The organism is Streptomyces sp. NPDC001604 (genome assembly GCF_042893475.1).
Taxonomy (GTDB): Bacteria; Actinomycetota; Actinomycetes; order Streptomycetales; family Streptomycetaceae; genus Streptomyces.
The window spans coordinates 32,707-48,092 of sequence record NZ_JBIAUY010000023.1; the positions used below are offsets into that span (position 1 = coordinate 32,707).

General features: G+C 69.7%; 13 protein-coding genes and 1 pseudogene. 5 read left to right on the top strand and 9 right to left on the bottom strand.

Annotation, left to right across the window (positions count from 1 at the left end; genetic code table 11):
- Positions 1 to 54 precede the first annotated feature (54 nt).
- Both ACFY1E_RS41140 and ACFY1E_RS41145 read right to left on the bottom strand, forming a co-directional pair.
- The gene (locus ACFY1E_RS41140; RefSeq protein WP_389085904.1) at positions 55 to 1,005 is read right to left on the bottom strand and encodes a helix-turn-helix domain-containing protein; all 951 of its coding nucleotides are present in this window, start codon (positions 1,003 to 1,005) and stop codon (positions 55 to 57) included.
- Between the two features lie 393 nt (positions 1,006 to 1,398).
- On the bottom strand, positions 1,399 to 1,863 hold the full coding sequence (locus ACFY1E_RS41145) for a hypothetical protein (protein WP_389086227.1): 465 nt from the start codon (positions 1,861 to 1,863) through the stop codon (positions 1,399 to 1,401).
- 181 nt (positions 1,864 to 2,044) lie between these two features.
- Between ACFY1E_RS41145 and ACFY1E_RS41150 the strand changes: the two genes are divergently transcribed.
- The gene (locus ACFY1E_RS41150) at positions 2,045 to 4,492 is read left to right on the top strand and encodes a SpoIIE family protein phosphatase (RefSeq protein WP_389086208.1); all 2,448 of its coding nucleotides are present in this window, start codon (positions 2,045 to 2,047) and stop codon (positions 4,490 to 4,492) included.
- Positions 4,493 to 4,500: 8 nt separating this feature from the next.
- Here ACFY1E_RS41150 and ACFY1E_RS41155 read toward each other — a convergent pair whose 3' ends face one another.
- Together ACFY1E_RS41155 and ACFY1E_RS41160 are read right to left on the bottom strand one after the other, a co-directional pair.
- Entirely contained in the window at positions 4,501 to 4,776 is a 276-nt protein-coding gene (locus tag ACFY1E_RS41155) for a hypothetical protein (protein WP_389085906.1), read from the bottom strand.
- Positions 4,773 to 5,594: a phytanoyl-CoA dioxygenase family protein gene (locus ACFY1E_RS41160; RefSeq protein ID WP_389085909.1), complete on the bottom strand. Its 822-nt coding sequence runs from the start codon at positions 5,592 to 5,594 to the stop codon at positions 4,773 to 4,775. Before ACFY1E_RS41160 ends, ACFY1E_RS41155 begins: the two co-directional genes overlap by 4 nt.
- 82 nt (positions 5,595 to 5,676) lie before the next feature.
- On the opposite strand from ACFY1E_RS41160, the gene ACFY1E_RS41165 reads away from it, so the two are divergent.
- Entirely contained in the window at positions 5,677 to 6,492 is an 816-nt protein-coding gene (locus ACFY1E_RS41165) for a helix-turn-helix domain-containing protein (RefSeq protein ID WP_389085911.1), read from the top strand.
- On the opposite strand, the gene ACFY1E_RS41170 is transcribed toward ACFY1E_RS41165, so the two are convergent.
- The 4 genes from ACFY1E_RS41170 to ACFY1E_RS41185 form a co-directional block, all read right to left on the bottom strand.
- The gene (locus tag ACFY1E_RS41170) at positions 6,476 to 8,533 is read right to left on the bottom strand and encodes an alpha-L-fucosidase (RefSeq protein WP_389085914.1); all 2,058 of its coding nucleotides are present in this window, start codon (positions 8,531 to 8,533) and stop codon (positions 6,476 to 6,478) included. The two genes, ACFY1E_RS41165 and ACFY1E_RS41170, sit on opposite strands and share 17 nt — an antisense overlap.
- Before the next feature lie 237 nt (positions 8,534 to 8,770).
- The gene (gene grpE / locus ACFY1E_RS41175) at positions 8,771 to 9,274 is read right to left on the bottom strand and encodes a nucleotide exchange factor GrpE (protein WP_389085916.1); all 504 of its coding nucleotides are present in this window, start codon (positions 9,272 to 9,274) and stop codon (positions 8,771 to 8,773) included.
- 2 nt (positions 9,275 to 9,276) lie between these two features.
- Positions 9,277 to 11,145 (bottom strand): molecular chaperone DnaK, encoded by a 1,869-nt coding sequence (gene dnaK / locus ACFY1E_RS41180; protein ID WP_389085918.1) that lies wholly within the window; start codon positions 11,143 to 11,145, stop codon positions 9,277 to 9,279.
- A gap of 52 nt (positions 11,146 to 11,197) precedes the next feature.
- Positions 11,198 to 11,578, bottom strand: a complete 381-nt coding sequence (locus tag ACFY1E_RS41185; RefSeq protein ID WP_389085921.1) for a J domain-containing protein — start codon at positions 11,576 to 11,578, stop codon at positions 11,198 to 11,200.
- Between the two features lie 349 nt (positions 11,579 to 11,927).
- On the opposite strand from ACFY1E_RS41185, the gene ACFY1E_RS41190 reads away from it, so the two are divergent.
- The gene (locus tag ACFY1E_RS41190) at positions 11,928 to 13,148 is read left to right on the top strand and encodes a peptidase S8 (RefSeq protein ID WP_389085922.1); all 1,221 of its coding nucleotides are present in this window, start codon (positions 11,928 to 11,930) and stop codon (positions 13,146 to 13,148) included.
- A gap of 94 nt (positions 13,149 to 13,242) precedes the next feature.
- On the opposite strand, the pseudogene ACFY1E_RS41195 reads toward ACFY1E_RS41190, so the two are convergent.
- Positions 13,243 to 13,368 (bottom strand): annotated as a pseudogene (locus ACFY1E_RS41195) (AbfB domain-containing protein); the annotation flags it as partial.
- Positions 13,369 to 13,582: 214 nt separating this feature from the next.
- Here ACFY1E_RS41195 and ACFY1E_RS41200 point away from each other — a divergent pair.
- Both ACFY1E_RS41200 and ACFY1E_RS41205 read left to right on the top strand, forming a co-directional pair.
- Positions 13,583 to 15,016 (top strand): amidase, encoded by a 1,434-nt coding sequence (locus ACFY1E_RS41200; RefSeq protein WP_389085924.1) that lies wholly within the window; start codon positions 13,583 to 13,585, stop codon positions 15,014 to 15,016.
- Positions 15,017 to 15,042: 26 nt separating this feature from the next.
- Positions 15,043 to 15,261, top strand: a complete 219-nt coding sequence (locus ACFY1E_RS41205) for a hypothetical protein (protein ID WP_365844041.1) — start codon at positions 15,043 to 15,045, stop codon at positions 15,259 to 15,261.
- Positions 15,262 to 15,386: the final 125 nt, after the last annotated feature.

Consider the following 15,386-nt stretch of genomic DNA (forward strand, 5'->3'; position numbering starts at 1 on the left):
CGGCTGTTTCGAGGGCGCTTCGTCCTTGTGGCGCCCGTTGTCGCCTGCTTTCGTTCAATCCCGCTTCGCGGCCGTACGACGCAACTCGCCCGCGGTGATGCCGAACCGTGCGTGGAAGGTCTGCGAGAAGTGGGCGACCGAGCTGAATCCGCACCTGGCCGCAACGGTCGCCGTGCGCAGCTCGGCGGCGCCCGGCCCCGTCAGCAGGCCGTAGGCGACTTCGAGACGCCGGCCGAGAACGTAGCGCGGGAACGTCGTGCCCGCGTCGGCGAAGACGCGGGTCAGCTGACGGACGCTGATGCCCACGCTTTCGGCGACCTCGGGGGCCGACAGGCGCGGATCGTGCAGTCGGTCCTCGACGAGGGCGCAGGCGAGCGCGCGGTGGACGACGGGCGGACGCGTGGCCCCGTCGCTCACCAGCACGGACGCGAGGTCGACGAGGGCCTGCTCGTCCGGCCGGGTCGCGCCCTGGACACCGACGGCGCGTCCGACGAGGCGGGCGAGCGCGCGGCCGTACGGGTTGCTCTCGTCACGCCGGACGATGACCGGTTCCCCGAGGTGCACACCGTCCGGCAGCGCACCGCGGTCCACTCGCACCGCCAGTTCGTCCAGGCCCTGGCCGAACCCGCGGACGAAGCTGCCGTCGGCGTCGCAGACCAGGACGTCGCCGGGGCGGACGACCTGCCGCCGGCCGGCCTGCTGGAACAGGGCCTCCCCGCGCAGGGAGACATAGATCGCGACGGAGCCCGTGGGCCGCCGTTCGATGAGGTCGGCAGGACGCTCGACCACGTGCGCCGTGGTGCGCACGCGCGCCAGATGCACCCGCCCGAGGTCGAGGTTGTCCTCACGCGCCCGGAAGTCCTCACCTCCCGGTGCGCGACACATCAAGGCGATCAGGGCATCGGCGTTGTGCTCCTCCCAGGCCCGCAGCCGCTCCGCCGGCGCAAGGCGCGCCGTCGAGAACACCTGCGCCGGGCGGGGCGTTGCTGCGGGTGCCGGGTGCATGGGTCAGAGAGTAGGACCGCAATCCGGGGTTCCCAACCCGTCAGGCGAAGAAGGCGATCAAACGGGCCGAGAGTCACGACGTGTACGCCCGGATCCGCACCACGAAGTGACCGAAAAAGTTCCCGGCTCACGGCAACCCTGTGCAAGGCCTGTGACAACAAGGAAGCAGATCCGGCCGGTTCCGTGGGCCGGGGTCCGGCTTTCGGCTCATGAAGGGCATGCAAGGAGAACAGTCCTCCATGAACAACCCCACGAACGGCGGGCGCCGCGGGCGTCACCGCCGCCGCTGGACCGCCACCGGTCTGCTGCTCGGCGTGCCCGCCGTCCTCGTGCCGTATCTCCTGTACGCGCAGGAGGGGACTCGCAGGCCGCGACGGTCGACGGCGACGCCTACTACCGCCGGTCAGGCGCTTGCCCGCGAAGTAGACCCCCCGGCACCGGCCGCCACGACCGCGAGACCCGCCCCGCGAACATGGGAGTGCTGCTCGACGCGCCGGTCTCGGCGAGATCCCTGTTCGCGGTCGGACTGTTCGCCCTCGCGCCCGTGCCCGTGCCCGTGCCCGTGCCGGGCGCCGGCGTGGCGGACTCGCTGGGGCTCGGCGCCCCATCCGCACCGGGCGTGGCCGACTCACTGGGAGTCGGGGACGGGCCGGGCCCGTCGTTCTCCGCGAGCACCGCCGCGAAGGCGCCGGCGATCACCTCGTGGCCGTCGGCGTTGAGGTGCGGGTCCTTCTTCGTGCATGCCGGCCCATGCAGGCGGCCCCGTCCGGGGCGACGTGCCCGGCCGGTCATCTCGGCGGTGATCCGCTCCAGGTCCTCGCCGACCTGTTTGACCTCCTGGTACGTGAAACCGTTCACCCGGCTTCTCGGCGCCCAAGCAGCACACCGGCTCGGACGCCCCAGGCCACGGCAGGACACATTTCAGCCCGAACGCACCGGCCGGAGCGCCGTGCAGCGGGGGACGATCTAGGCTGGAAGCAGCCGCTGGAAACCAGCCCTGACGGGCACGGATGTCCGGACGGAGGCATGGCGCGTGGAGATGGCCGGCAACGAGGACGCCCCCACTGCCGTTGCCGTGGTGGGCCCCGACGGTTTGGTGAGCGGCTGGAGCGAGGGAGCCCGGCTGCTGCTGGGCTGGACGGCGCAGGAAACCGTCGGCCGCCCCGTGGCCGATCTGCTGGTCGACCCGCCGCCGCCCGGCTTTCCGGAGGGCTACGGCGTCGGCCCCGCCCCCACGGGCTCCATCCCCCTGCGCCACCGGGACGGCTCCACGCTGGACGCCGTGGTGGCGGCTCACCCGTTGTTCGGCCCCGACAGCCGGGTGCTGGGCCACGCGCTGACCATCCAGCGCTGGGGGCGGCGCCCGGTGATCGCCGACCGGGCCTTCGAGCAGAGCCCCTTCGCTCTGGGCGTGTACGACCCCCAGCTGCGGTTCCTGTGGATCAACGCCTCGTCGGCCCGGGTGATCGCCCACACGGAGGAGCAGGTGCTCGGCAAGAAGTACCGCGAGCTGTTCCCCGAATTCGACCGCACGCTGTTTCCCGAAAGGGACGACAAGCCCTACACAGACGCGCTCGCCCAAGTGGCGAGGACGGGCGAGCCCATGCGTCTCATCACCGTCTTCCAGCCGCTCGGCAGCAACTACGCCAATGCCTGGGCCACCAGCATCTGGCCCGTCCGGGATGCCGAGGGGAGGGTCCGCGCGGTCGCCAACTGGGGATTCGACATGAGCGCCGAGTACTGGGCCCGGCAACGCCTGCTCCTCCTCAACAAGGCCAGCGGCGGCATCGGCCGGACACTCGACGTGATCGGCACCGCCCAGGAACTGGCCGACACATCCGTGCCGGGATTCGCCGACCTCGTCACCGTGGATCTCTTCGACGAGGTGCTGCGCGGGGAGGAGCCCCCTTCCGTGTCCGCGTCGGGCCCCGGAGAGACGATCGTGCTCAGCCGTGCCACCCGGCACAGGGCGAACGAGGACACCGAGCCCGCCTCCGGTCCCACGACGCCGGTCGGCCACCCTCGCGGTTCTGTCGCCGCCCGCTGCATGACCACGGGCAGGTCCACGGTGGAACTCGCCGGCGAACCGGGCGAGGGCGGCGAATGGGCCTTCGGGCCCGGTCTCGCCGCCGACCCGGCCCACTGGCCGCCGGACAACCCGGTGATCGACGAGTCCCTTGCCGCGGAAGGGCTGACCGGCAGGATCACCGTGCCGCTCCGGGCCCGTGGCGCGCTGCTCGGCGTCGTCGCCTTCTCCCGCCTCGACCGGCCCGAGGCCTTCACCGCCGACGACCTGATCCTCGCCGAGGAGCTGACCGCCAAGGCAGCCGTGGCCATCGACAACGCCCGCCGGTACTCGCACGAGCGCACGACGGCGCTCACCCTGCAGCGCAGCCTCCTGCCGCAGGGGCTGCCCAGCCAGGAGGCGGTCGAGGTGGCATCCCGCTACCTGCCCGCCGGGACGGGCGCGGAGGTGGGGGGTGACTGGTTCGACGTCATTCCGCTGTCCGGCGCCCGGGTCGCCCTGGTCGTCGGCGATGTCGTCGGTCACGGACTGCACGCCTCGGCCAGCATGGGCCGACTGCGTACGGCGGTGCGTACCCTCGCCGACGTCGACCTGCCGCCGGACGAGCTGCTGACCCACCTGGACGACCTGGTCCTGCACCTCGCCAGCGACCTCCAGGCCATCGGCGACTTCCAGCCGACGGGCGAGACGGGGGCCACCTGCCTGTACACGGTCTACGACCCGGTCTCCCGCCGCCTCACGCTGGCCAGCGCCGGCCATCCCCTGCCATTGATCATCTCCCCGGACGGCGCCAGGAGCCCGGTACCCGCCCATGCGGGGCCACCGCTCGGCATCGGGGGTCTGCCTTTCGAGGCCACCGAGCTGGAGCTGCCCGAGGGCAGCCTGCTGACCCTCTACACCGACGGACTGCTGGAAAGCCGCGAGCGCGACGTCGAGGAAGGGATCGCCGAACTGCATCGGGTCCTGAACCGCTCGACCACCTCACTGGAGGCCCTGTGCGACACGGTGATCGACGCCATGCTCCCCGAACGCCGTACGGACGACGCCGCCCTGCTCCTCGCTCGCACTCGCGCGCTGGATCCCCGCCACGTCGCCGACTGGGACATCGAGCCCGACACCGCCCAGGTGCCGCGGGCCAGGAAGTTCGCCGTCGACCAGGTGGACGCCTGGGGCCTGGAGGAGGCCGCCTTCGTCACCGAACTGGTCGTCAGCGAGCTGGTCACCAACGCCATCCGATACGGTGAGCCGCCGATCAAGCTGCGGCTGATCCGCGACACCTCCCTGATCTGCGAGGTCTCCGACGCCAGCAACACCGCTCCGCACCTGCGCCGGGCCCGCGCCTTCGACGAGGGCGGCCGGGGCCTGTTGCTCGTCGCCCAGCTCACCCAGGGCTGGGGCACCCGGCACACGACCAACGGCAAGACCATCTGGTGCGCGCAGTCCCTCCCCGAGCCGCACTGATCGCCGGGTCAAGGGCCGGAGCCGTCCTCCAGCTTCTCGAAGAAGAACTCGTGTTTGAGGAAGGAGACGTCGTACTCGTGGCCGGGCTGCGGTGGCAGCAGTTGGGCGGCCTGGAACAGGCGCCAGCCGTCGTGCAGTGCGGCAAGACCTGTGGCGTAGGGCGGCTCGTCGCTGTCACCGGTCGTCGGACGGGTCCGGCCGGTCCCGTCGTACCGGGACCAGCCCACCACGTGGGAGTCCAGCGCGGACGTCGCGAGATAGAGGACCAGAACCTGCTGCCTCATGCGTGACTCCTGCTCGGGATCGGCCGGTTGCTGACGCGCGTGACCCAGTACTCGACGTCGAACGAGTCGTCACCGGTCAGGGCCCGCCACAGCAGGACCCGGTTGTAGATCTCCAGTCGGGCCGTGGCCTGCTCGTACCAGGGGAAGTACCTGTTGAGTTCAGCGGTCACCGCAGGGTCGTGCAGGTCGGAGAGGTCCCACAGACGCACCTGCGGCACGGTCGGATTGAGCCGGAGCTTGTACATGTACCGACGGCCCGCGGTGTCGTTGCGGCGGCCACCGTGCCAGATGCCGTGGTGCACAAGGACGACGGTGCCTGCCGGGCAGGTCAGACGGGTCTGCCCCTTGAGGTTCTGGACGCGGCCGACGTCCGTCTCGTTGATCCTGCGCAGATGGCTTCCGGGCACGCTGAGGGTGCCGCCCATCTCGGCGGTCACCTCGTGCGGGTAGTACATGAGCTGGATGTCGAACGCGTCCGGCCGCACATCGATGATCGCATCTGCGTGCAGCGGCTGCGCCTGTCCCTCGTGCGGCTCGCGCACATGAACCGCATGGTGGTCGACGGTGGGCTCGGGGCCGACCAGGCTCTCGACGGCGCCCGCGACGACCGGCAGGGCGAGCAGCTCGTGGACGAAGGTGTCCGGCGCGAACGCCCCGCCCAGCGGAGTGCCGTAGGGCACTTCCGGCAGGCCCTCGGTCAGGGCCGCGATGGCCCGATCATTGATCTCCTGTGGCACCACCCCGTCCAGGCGCAGGAATCCCTGCGCGACGAAGCGCGCCACCTGAACCGATGTCAGGAGTCGCTTGCTGGTTGACATACGACGAACGTACGTGCCGGGTCCGTTCCGGTCGTGGGCTGAAATCATCCAGTGCTGGTAGTTTTCCATCCTCGTGAAACACGTGACATTGCGGCTCGACGAGGCGCCCACCGTGGTCGCTGCCGGTATCGGGGTGCACGGCGTCTCCACCACCCACGACGTCTTCCGGCTGCCCGATCTGTGGCAGCTGCATCTCTACCACTACGAGGGTGCTCTGTCCCTCGGGCAGTCGGTCCACCCCATACGCCCCGGCCACGTCAGCCTGGTGCCGCCGAACACCGAGGTGCACTTTCACTACCGGGGCAGGTCGGAGCATTTCTACGTCCATCTGCGGCTGCCCGACGGCGGAACCACGCGGGTGGTGCCGGTGATGCAGGACGCCGCGGCCGAGAGCACCCGCCTGGCCGATCTGCTGCGACACGCCGTCACGGCCATGCCGACCTCTCCCCCGCGAGCCACGGCCGAGGTCTGGACCGCTCTGTGGCGCATCGCCGAGTTGGCGAGGGGCGAGGGAGCCGGGCGCCGCCATCCCTTCGTGGCCGCCGCACAGGCCTATGTCGAGGAACACCTGGCCGGACCGGTGTCCGTGCCGGACGTCGCTCACGCCGTCGGAATCTCCCACACACACCTGACGCGTGTGTTCCGTGCCGAGACCGGCCTGACGGTCGTGTCGTACATCCGGCACCGACGCCTTCAACGCGCCCGCCACCTCCTGTTGTCGTCCACCCTTTCCATCACCGCCGTCGCCGCGGCCGTGGGCATCGCCGACCTCCAGGCCTTCAACAAGGCCTGCCGCCGTGAACTCGGCGCGAGCCCACGTGACGTACGTGCCCACGCCCTTGCGGGGCTGGACGTCAGGGATGCCGCCGGGGCGGTGCCGGTCAGCCGACCGGGCTGAACGTCCACAGCAGGTTGGTGCTCTGCTGCCACGTCCACTGCTTGGTCACGGACCCTTCTGCGACCATTCCGCCGCCGTCGAGGACCAGTCCCGTGCTGCGGTTGGCGATCGAGTACTGGCCTTGGCCGCGGTGGATGATCTGCCACTGCTGGGTGTTGCTGCCGTCCCACGCCTTCTGCCGGGCCGGGTCGCCGTTGCCGGTGGCGCCCCAGCCGTCGGCCACCATGCCGTTGGTGCGGTTGACGAGCCGGTAGTAGCCGTTTCCGAGTTCGACTGCCTGCCACTGGAGATTGGTGCTGTTCACCGCCTCCCACTGCTTCAGGTTCGAGCCGCTCGCGACATTGCCACCGCTGTCCAGCACCAGGTGGTTGGTGACATTGGTCAGGCGGTAGAACTTGTCGGGCCTGAACGTCACCTTCAGTGATCTGATCGCGTCATTGTTGCCGGTCGCCACGAGGTCGGGGGTGTTCGAGGTGAACGTCCAGGCGGTGCCGGTGAAGTTGTCGCCGGAGTAGCCCGTCACCTGGTAGCCGTCGGGTACCAGGACGGAGGAGGCCATGGCGGGCCCCAGCCCGGCGGCGGACAGCTGGGAGGAGGTGTAGCCACCCAGCGGCAGAACGGCGCTGGTGCCCTGGTAGTCGACGTTCTGGAACACGGCCGCGGAAACCCTGATGGGCATGCCCAGGACCTCGACGCACACCACACTGACGCTGGCGTCCGGCGCGGTGGCCGGCACGGTGACGTCGATGGTGCCGCCGCCGACGGTGTACGGAAGCGGGGCCGAGGGGTCGTTCAGCAGATAGACGCGGCGGATCGTGTTGTCGAGCGCCGGGATCTGGAGCCGGCCGTTCGTGGGCCAGGTGAAGACGTGGGCGAAGAGCTTGCCGTTCTTCTTGGTCACCTTCCCCCACGCCGGTTCGGTGGCGAACGGGCTGCCGCTGGTGCCGTGAATGCTGTCGCTGTACGTCGACATCCACGAGGCCAGGCCGTTCAGGACGGTCTCCGTTCCGGCGGTGACCAGGCCCTCGCCCGTGGGGCCGATGTTCAACAGATAGTTGCCGTCCCGGGAGACCACCGTGACGAGTTCCCGGACGAGGTCCTTCAAGGGCCGGTAGCGGGTCTCATAGCTCGCGTTGTAACCCCACGAGCCGTTCATGGTGGCGCACTTCTCCCACTGCCGGTCCATCGGCTGGGCAGGTATCCCGAACTCCGCGACCGCGTAGTCGCCGAGACCCAGGTCCCGCTTGACCCGTTCGTTGACGATGAGGCCGGGCTTGCGGGCGATCAGCCAGTTGTAGAGGTCGACGCCGTCCGATTTCAGCCACCAGTCCGTAAGGGTGGGGCTGGAAGGCTCGCCGGACCAGTCGCCGTCGAACCACAGCAGCGCCGGGTCGTAGCGGTCCAGGAGTTCCTGGAGCTGCGCCTTCATGTCGGCGATGTAGGCGGTGCGGGCGGCCTGCGAGGACATCGTGGTGAGACCGCCCTGGTGACGGTCGACCTGTGAAGGATGGTTCCAGTCGAGGATGGAGTAGTACAGGCAGAACTTGATCCCACGGCTCTCGCACTCCCTCTTGAGGTCCCCGAGCAGGTCGGTCTGGAAGCCGCTGTAGTCGTGCAGGTTGTACAGCTTGGTGCCGGTGGTGTCGGTGAAGCTCGCCACGTCGGAGTTCCACATCGCGAAGCCCTCGTGGTGCTTGGCGGTGATCACGAGGTACTTCATGCCGGCGTTCTTGGCCAGTTCGGCGACGGCGGCGGCGTTGAACCGGGTCGGGTTGAAGTTCTTGCTGACCTGGGTCTGGTAGTTCTCCTTCGTCCACCGCTGACTGTCGAAAGCCCACTCCCCCTGGCCGAGCTGCGAGTAGGACCCGAAGTGGATGAACATCCCGAACCTGGCCTGGTACCACCAGTCCATCTTCGAGGGGACGGCGTACGCCTCGGCGGACGAGGGCCACAGGATCTGCGGCAGTCCGAAGGCCGCCACTCCCCCGGCAAGGGCGGCGGCCTTCATCAGAGAGCGTCTGCTGAGGGAGGCAGAGGACATGGGGCGGCTCCATGGATCGGGGGATGACGGCGTGATACATCGGATGGATTTATAGGAGACGTAGGATGGCAGCGTCTATAGCCGGGGCGAGATTGACTCAAAGTGGGGAACTGGCCAGCGTTTTGGAAGGCTTAACGTCCCACTTGACCAACAAATGAAGCGCCATACATAGGATCTATCAGGTGACAGGTGGTTCGTGTCCTGGAGCCGTGTCAGATCCTCGTCGGCGATGTCGCATCAACGGCGGGCCACCGGCGGTGGGGGCGCTTCCGCGCGGGTTCCTCGCGGCGGAGCCGGCCCCGTGACCTCCACGGTGGCCGGACGCAGCAGTTGCTCGCCGAGCCGGTAACCGGAGCGGAGGACGGTCGAGCACACCAGGCGGTCCCGGTCGGAGACCTGGTACGTCAGGGCGTCGTGACAGGCGGGGTCGAACGGATCGCCCACCTCACCGAACGACGTCACGCCCAGCGAGCCGAGCTGGTCCTTCAGGCTGTCGGCGATGTCCTTGAGGCCGGGCGTGAGCGGTTCGTGCGCGCACGCCCGGTCGACGGCGTCCAGGACCGGCAGCAGCGCCCGGAGCACGTTGGCCACCGCGATCTCGCGGACGGCCAGGCGGTCCCGCCGCACCCGCTTGCGGTAGTTGTCGTACTCGGCCTTCACCCGCTGCAGGTCGGCGGTCCGCTCCTCCACCAGGCGCCGCAGTTGCTGCAGTTCGGTGCTCTGCGGCCCACTCCCGGTCATCGTCAGCCGGCCTCCGGCTTGTCGTCGTCGACGATCTCGGCGTCCACCACCTCGTCCTCCGACGAGCCACCGGCCGTGCCCCCTGCCGGCTCCCCGGCCGCCGTCGGCTGCTCGGCCCGCGACTTCTCGTACAGGGCGGTGCCGATCTTCTGCGCGGCCTGAGAGGCACGGTCGATCGCCTGGCGGATCGCCGCCGTGTCCGTGTTCTCGTCCTTCAGCTTCTCCTTCAGGTCGGCCAGCGCGGTCTCCGTCTCGCTCTTCGCGTCGGCCGGGATGTTGTCCGCGTTGTCCGTGAGGAGCTTCTCGGTCGAGTAGACGAGCTGCTCACCCTGGTTGCGGGTCTCGGCGCCCTCCCTGCGGCGCCGGTCCTCCTCGGCGTGCTGCTCGGCCTCGCGGACCATGCGGTCGATGTCGTCCTTGGGCAGCGCGGAGCCGCCGGTGACGGTCATCTTCTGCTCCTTGCCGGTACCGAGGTCCTTGGCGGAGACATGCATGATGCCGTTGGCGTCGATGTCGAAGGCGACCTCGATCTGCGGCAGCCCGCGCGGGGCCGGGGCGATGCCGGTCAGCTCGAACATGCCGAGCTTCTTGTTGTACGCGGCGATCTCGCGCTCGCCCTGGTAGACCTGGATCGTCACCGACGGCTGGTTGTCCTCGGCCGTGGTGAAGATCTCCGAACGGCGGGTCGGGATGGTCGTGTTGCGCTCGATCAGCTTGGTCATGATGCCGCCCTTGGTCTCGATGCCGAGGGACAGCGGGGTGACGTCGAGCAGCAGGACGTCCTTGACCTCGCCCTTGAGCACGCCGGCCTGCAGGCTGGCACCGACGGCCACGACCTCGTCCGGGTTGACGCCCTTGTGCGGGTCCTTGCCGGTCAACTCCTTCACCAGCTGGGTCACCGCAGGCATGCGCGTCGAGCCGCCGACCAGGACGACGTGGTCGATGTCGGACACCTTGATCCCGGCGTCCTTGATCGCGTTGTGGAAAGGTGCCTTGCAGCGCTCCAGCAGATCGGCGGTCAGCTGCTCGAACTGGGCCCGGGTCATCCTCTCGTCGAGATGCAGCGGGCCCTCGGCGGACGCGGTGACGTAGGGCAGGTTGATGGTGGTCTCCGACGAGCTGGACAGCTCGATCTTCGCCTTCTCCGCCGCCTCGCGCAGCCGCTGCACGGCCATCTTGTCCTTGGACAGGTCCACGCCGTAATGGTTCTTGAACTGCTTGACCAGGTGGTCGACGATCCGCTGGTCCCAGTCGTCACCGCCCAGGTGCGTGTCGCCGTTGGTGGCCTTCACCTCGATGACGCCCTCACCCATCTCCAGCAGCGACACGTCGAAGGTGCCGCCGCCGAGGTCGAAGACGAGGACCGTCTGGTCGTTCTCCTTGTCCAGCCCGTAGGCCAGCGCGGCGGCCGTCGGCTCGTTGATGATCCTCAGGACGTTAAGACCAGCGATCTCACCGGCCTCCTTCGTCGCCTGCCGCTGGGCGTCGTCGAAGTACGCGGGCACGGTGATCACCGCGTCGGTCACGTCCTCGCCGAGATAGGACTCCGCGTCCCGCTTCAGCTTCTGCAGCACGCGTGCGGAGATCTCCTGCGCGGTGTACCGCTTGCCGTCGATGCTGCCGTGCTCCGGGAACCGCCACGCGTGGTCCCCCATGTACCTCTTCACGGAGCGCGCGGTGCGCTCCACGTTCGTCACGGCCTGCCGCTTGGCGACCTCGCCGACCAGCACCTCGCCGTTCTTGGCGAACGCCACCACCGAGGGCGTGGTCCGCGCGCCTTCCGTGTTCGTGATGACCGTGGGCTCGCCGCCCTCGAGGACCGAGACCACCGAGTTCGTCGTTCCCAGGTCGATACCGACCGAGCGCGCCATCTCGCTCTTCCTCCTCACCCATGCGCTGCTTCACGTCTCCGGTCAGTCGGCGTCATCCGGACGGCCGCTTCCACCGGACGGGACCGGCGCGCAGCAGGGGCTCGGGACGGGCCTCCCCCAGCACCACCACGTACCGCGGGGCGGGACCGGCCGGCCGCACGAAGACAGGTCCGCGGTCGTCTGCCCGCTCCGCCGTTCGTTCGTACGTCCGGTCGTACGTCCGGTCGTAGGCCGCGCGCAGGACCGGATCGCGGAGCGTCTCGTACGCCGCCCGTGCCTCACCGAACCGTTCGGCGGTGGCCGCGTCCACACGCGTGTCGGGACGCAGTTCCCACACCCGGGCCCGGAAGGCGGCGGTGATCGCCTCGGCCGTCGCCGAGGGCTCCACCCCCAGCACCGCATACAGGTCCGCTCCGCGATCTCGTGCCTGCATTCCCGGCCACCTCCTCACCTGCTGCGAGCTGCGGCTTCATCCTCACTTGCCTTCAGTCCTGAAATAAAACTTGAGCCCGTCGTTGTCAAGGCTTGCTTTGGAGCACCGGTCACGCCACGCCACATCGGTCAAGCCATGATCGGGCCGAATTTCGGCCACGACTTGCTCAGAAACAGCACATCAATGCCTCAGGAAGGGCAAAGAAACGTCCCTGATTCAACTGCCACCTTGTTGTCGTGACCGCGACATCCATACGTTCTGCGCGATCACGGTGCACACCCCGCACCGAGGTCGCACCGCGCACCCCCCACAGCCCTTCCCGGTTCACCCACGATGTGAAGGACGTACGTTGCGCAGAACCGTTTCCCTCACCGCCGTGGCCACGCTCGCCACGGCCGCCCTCGCTCTGACCGCCCCGCTCGGCCAGGCAGCCCAGGCCACCACCACCCCGTCCCACGGCGTCACCGTCGCCCACGCCTGTGCGACACCGACGAAGAAGGGCGAGATGGCCTGCAACGCCCTTCAGGTCACCTCCGGCACCCCGAAGTCGGCACACGCCGAGAGCGACCTGACGGCCGCCGCCGCGCCCTCCGGCTACGGCCCCGCCTCGCTGCAGTCGGCGTACAACCTGCCCTCCGCGAGCGGAGGTTCGGGCCAGACGGTGGCGATCGTCGACGCCTACGACGACCCCAACGCCGAGGCCGACCTCGCCACCTACCGCTCCCAGTACGGCCTGCCCGCCTGCACCACCGCCAACGGCTGTTTCAAGAAGGTCGGCCAGAGCGGCGGCACCAGCTACCCGCGCGGCGACTCCGGCTGGGCCGAGGAGATATCCCTCGACCTCGACATGGTCAGCGCGGCCTGCCCGAACTGCAAGATCCTGCTGGTGGAGGCCAGTTCGGCGAGCATGACCAACCTCGGCACGGCCGTCAACACCGCCGTGCGGCTGGGCGCGAAGTTCGTCTCCAACAGCTACGGCGGCTCCGAGTCCTCCAGCGACGCGACGTACGACTCCAGCTACTTCAACCACCCGGGCGTCGCCATCACCGTCTCCTCCGGCGACAACGGCTACGGCGTGGAGTACCCGGCCGCGTCCAAGTACGTGACGGCGGTGGGCGGTACGTCCCTGAAGACCGCGTCGAACTCGCGCGGCTGGACCGACACCGTGTGGAGCGGTGCGGGCTCCGGCTGCTCCACGTACGACGCCAAGCCCAGCTGGCAGAAGGACACCGGCTGCACCAACCGCACGGTGGCGGACGTGTCCGCGGTCGCCGACCCGAACACCGGTGTCGCGGTCTACGACAGCTACCGCTCGGCCACCGGCTGGATGGTCTTCGGCGGCACCAGCGCCTCCTCCCCGCTGATCGCGGCGACCTACGCACTGGGCGGCGCCCCGTCCGCCGGCTCCTACCCCGCATCCTTCCCGTACGCGCACACCTCGGCGCTGTACGACGTCACCAGCGGCTCCAACGGCAGCTGCGGCGGCTCGTACCTCTGCACCGGCACCACCGGGTACGACGGTCCGTCCGGGCTCGGTGTACCGAACGGGACGGCCGCGTTCACCGGCTGAACACCCGTATGACGTGAACCGGTCGGAGCCGACGGCGACGTCGGCTCCGACTCAGCCCCAGGCCCCCACCGGCACGAACGAACTGCCCTGCCGGGAAGGTCGGGGTGCCGTCGTTCGCGTCGAAGCGGCTCCGGAAGTCGTAGCGGCGCAGGTGGTTGCCGGACGCGTCACGGAAGGAGAAGGCGTTCGAGTCGGCCAGGCCCGGCACGACCGTGAAGGTGACCAGATGTCCGATATATCGAGCATGGTTCGACATATCGGCCAAAAGGTGAAGGTGGGGGCCGTGTGCGTCAATGGATTGAGCAGGGCCGGATGGCACCTGTGCGACGGTTGCGTTCCCGGCGAATCGCCGCCGAGGGAAGGGATGTTCGAGATGCCGTACCGCTTCGGCCCATAGGACGTTACCGTTCAGTAGACAACGCCGTTCCGGAGAGGTGTCCCGTATGACGCTCGACCGTGCCGCAGGCCTGGCGGAGTCCGCCCGAGCCCTCGCCGAGGGGGAGACCACCTCCCGCGCGCTCGTCGAGCAGGCCCTCGCGCGGATCGAGGCGACGCAGTCCACCCTCAACGCCTTCCGGATCGTGCGCGCCGAAGCCGCCCTGGCCGAGGCCGACGCGGCGGACCGGCAACTGGCCGCCGGGGTGCGCACACCGCTGCTCGGCGTGCCCGTCGCCGTCAAGGACGACATGGACGTGGCCGGCGAGCCGACCGCCTTCGGCTGCGACGGGGAGTTCCCGCCGGTCGCGGAGGACGGCGAGGCCGTACGCCGGTTGCGCGCGGCCGGGGCTGTGATCGTCGGCAAGACCAACACCTGCGAGTTCGGGCAGTGGCCCTTCACCGAGGGGCCCGCCTTCGGCGCGACGCGCAATCCGTGGCATCCGGAGCACACGCCCGGCGGCTCGTCCGGCGGGTCGGCCGCGGCCGTCGCCGCCGGTCTGGTGCCCGCCGCGCTCGGCTCCGACGGCGCCGGATCCGTGCGCATCCCCGCCTCCTGGACCCACCTCGTCGGCATCAAGCCGCAGCGCGGCCGCATCTCCACCTGGCCGCGCGGCGAGTCGTTCCAGGGCATCACCGTCAACGGCACCCTCGCCCGCACGGTCGCGGACGCGGCCCTGCTCCTGGACGCCGCGAGCGGCAACCACGAGCGCGATCCGCACCGGCCGGAAGCCATCAACGCCCTGGAGGCGGTGGGCCGCGAGCCCGGGCGGCTGCGTATTGCGCTCTCCCTCAAGCCGCCGTTCACCGCCGTGCCGGCCCGCCTCCAGCCGGAGATCCGCGCCCGCGTGCTCCAACTGGCCGAACAGCTCAGCGCGTTGGGGCATGTCGTGGAGGAGGCCGACCCGCCCTACGGGCAGATCGGGCTCACCTTCGTCCCCCGCGCCACCGCCGGCATCGCAGAGCGCGTGGCCGAGACGCCGTTCCCCGCACTCCTTGACCGGCGCACCCGTGAGGCCGCCCGGCTCGGCCGACTGCTCGGCGGGGTGCCGCTGAAGGCGGCGCGGCGTGCGGAGGCTGTGCTGCAGCGCCGTATCGGCACCTTCTTCGAGTCGTACGACGTCGTCCTCGCGCCCACGACCGCCGCTCCCCCGCCGCGCATCGGCGCGATGCTGTCGTTGAGCGGTTTCGCCACCGATCGCGCGATGATCGCCGCCTGCCCGTACGCCTGGCCGTGGAACGTGCTGGGCTGGCCCGGGATCAACGTGCCCGCCGGGTTCGTGAACGGCGGGCTGCCCGTGGGGGCGCAGCTGCTCGGGCCGGCCGGCAGCGAGCCCCTGCTGATCTCGCTCGCCGCGCAACTGGAGGGGGAGCTGCACTGGCACGAGGCGTGGCCGCCGCTGCGGGCCGTCACGGACTCCCCGGCGGCGTAGGCGGGTTCGGCCCGTACCCTGTGACCATGGACGATGCGTCGATGGTCGGGCTCATGGGGCGGGTCACCGGTACGGTCGGGCCCGGTCTCGTCGGCGAGGTGATCGTCCGGGTGCGGGGCGGGGCCGAGCACTTCCTCGCGTACGCCGCCACCGGAAGCGACCGGATCGAGCGGGGCACGGTCGTGATGGTCGTCGAGTACCTGCCGCCCAGGACCGTCTACGTCACCGCCGCATACGACAGTTGAGCATGCTCCGCCCCAGGTGAGAGCCCTGGCAAGAGGTGGGCGTCAAGAAAACGACAAGGATTCACCGGCGTCTTCTCACCGGCCTCGCGCAGGAGCACACTCCCTTCGTTCGGTGCCGAAAGGGC

Coding starts and splice junctions, on each gene's coding strand:
- ACFY1E_RS41185 (WP_389085921.1), bottom strand. CDS start 11,578: ATGCAGGCACGAGATCGCGGAGCGGACCTGTATGCGGTGCTGGGGGTG.
- ACFY1E_RS41140 (WP_389085904.1), bottom strand. CDS start 1,005: ATGCACCCGGCACCCGCAGCAACGCCCCGCCCGGCGCAGGTGTTCTCG.
- dnaK (WP_389085918.1), bottom strand. CDS start 11,145: ATGGCGCGCTCGGTCGGTATCGACCTGGGAACGACGAACTCGGTGGTC.
- grpE (WP_389085916.1), bottom strand. CDS start 9,274: ATGACCGGGAGTGGGCCGCAGAGCACCGAACTGCAGCAACTGCGGCGC.
- ACFY1E_RS41170 (WP_389085914.1), bottom strand. CDS start 8,533: ATGTCCTCTGCCTCCCTCAGCAGACGCTCTCTGATGAAGGCCGCCGCC.
- ACFY1E_RS41155 (WP_389085906.1), bottom strand. CDS start 4,776: ATGAGGCAGCAGGTTCTGGTCCTCTATCTCGCGACGTCCGCGCTGGAC.
- ACFY1E_RS41205 (WP_365844041.1), top strand. CDS start 15,043: ATGGACGATGCGTCGATGGTCGGGCTCATGGGGCGGGTCACCGGTACG.
- ACFY1E_RS41160 (WP_389085909.1), bottom strand. CDS start 5,594: ATGTCAACCAGCAAGCGACTCCTGACATCGGTTCAGGTGGCGCGCTTC.
- ACFY1E_RS41150 (WP_389086208.1), top strand. CDS start 2,045: ATGGCCGGCAACGAGGACGCCCCCACTGCCGTTGCCGTGGTGGGCCCC.